The sequence below is a fragment of the Acinetobacter sichuanensis genome (assembly GCF_003024515.2).
GTDB classification, from domain to species: Bacteria; Pseudomonadota; Gammaproteobacteria; order Pseudomonadales; family Moraxellaceae; genus Acinetobacter; species Acinetobacter sichuanensis.
Map to the genome: position 1 here is coordinate 1 of NZ_PYIX02000149.1, position 1,338 is coordinate 1,338.

Sequence of the window (1,338 nt, forward strand, 5' to 3'; positions counted from 1 at the left end):
TCGAGATTCTTACGTGCTTCGATTTTGTCCATCTGCAATAAGCCTTTTCAAAGTTTCCAATCGATAATGTGTCTGTGGATTGTGAACACCAATGATGCACTTATCTGTGCAATAACCATGAACTTTAAAATGCTCATTCCACTCATCAACGTAATAGACAGCATCGTCATGGGCGTTATCTAGAATGTCTTGAATTTTCTCAGCACCCAAACGCTCAATAAGTTTTTTGTGTTTCATCCCACTTTCCTCTAGGCATTAAAAAACCCCAGCATGTGGGGTTTAAATTGCAGATAAAGTTAGGTCTGCATTTCGTATATTTCAATCTCTTCTTTGCTAAATTCGATTGGTTCTAGATTGATAACTTGTGGACGTACATGCTGTCCAGGACCTACACCGCCAATAGTTGTTTTAGTTTTTTCGATCTTATAGCTATCCCAAGATTTGTCAGCATTAAATCGCTTAATAGCTTTCCTGATATCAGAATCTTCTGCAAATTTTATGTAATCTGGGCTTAGAACCATAATCACATCTGCACCCCATAAATGTTTAGGTGCTGCTTCATAAAAATTTAAACCACCAACCATGTCGCGCAGATCATTAATCAGATTATTACTTACAAAAATAACATTTGGATTGGTTTTATACTTCTCAATATACTCTTGACGAGCTGTATGTAATTTTTCTTTAATATCCATAAAAGTCACCGTTTTAAGTTGATTAAAGATATTAACACATGCTTAAAATTCCATATTATTTAAATCTTTATTAAGCCACACTTCCGACACTCTTTCACGATAAAGAAATCTGAATATTCCCAAACGTGTCGGCAGAAGATTTGTTTTAGCTTCAACATGTTTTAATTCCTGCGAATTCGAGGGAATTGGAATTACTCACCACAAGCAGCATTACTCAATGGACCACACTTACTTTTAGAACCATCAAAGAAAGTTGCATTTGCAGTAACTGAAACAAACAAAAGTAATAAAGTAGCAATAATACTTTTCATCTTATTTTCCTAAATTGTTATGTATGAAAATGGCACGCCATACAGGATTCGAACCTGTGACCATCCGCTTAGAAGGCGGATGCTCTATCCACTGAGCTAATGGCGCATTAAAAAGGGCATGGCAATCTGCCACACCCTGCCTTTAATTTCGATATTAATCAGCTCGGCAACTGATCTACCGCTACTCACAATCACACCAACCTAACATGCACGGTTTGCTTTACTTGCTTTCAATCCTTTTTTGGTTCGGGTCGCCACACCCTACTTTGTGGTTTTACTCGGAGGCATGTTCTACTGGTCGGCACCCCAGTGGGAATAGGTTGTCTTTTCAT

The 1,338-nt window shown here is 37.7% G+C and carries 2 protein-coding genes and 1 tRNA gene; all 3 read right to left on the reverse strand.

Annotated elements, in window-relative coordinates; translation table 11 throughout:
- Positions 1-9: 9 nt before the first annotated feature.
- The 3 genes from C9E89_RS22605 to C9E89_RS22615 all read right to left on the reverse strand — a co-directional run bounded on the left by C9E89_RS22605 (position 10) and on the right by C9E89_RS22615 (position 1,112).
- Positions 10-237, reverse strand: a complete 228-nt coding sequence (locus tag C9E89_RS22605; protein WP_107010307.1) for a hypothetical protein — start codon at positions 235-237, stop codon at positions 10-12.
- A gap of 59 nt (positions 238-296) precedes the next feature.
- On the reverse strand, positions 297-695 hold the full coding sequence (locus C9E89_RS22610; protein WP_107010306.1) for a hypothetical protein: 399 nt from the start codon (positions 693-695) through the stop codon (positions 297-299).
- 341 nt (positions 696-1,036) lie between these two features.
- Positions 1,037-1,112 (reverse strand) — tRNA-Arg (locus tag C9E89_RS22615).
- Positions 1,113-1,338: the final 226 nt, after the last annotated feature.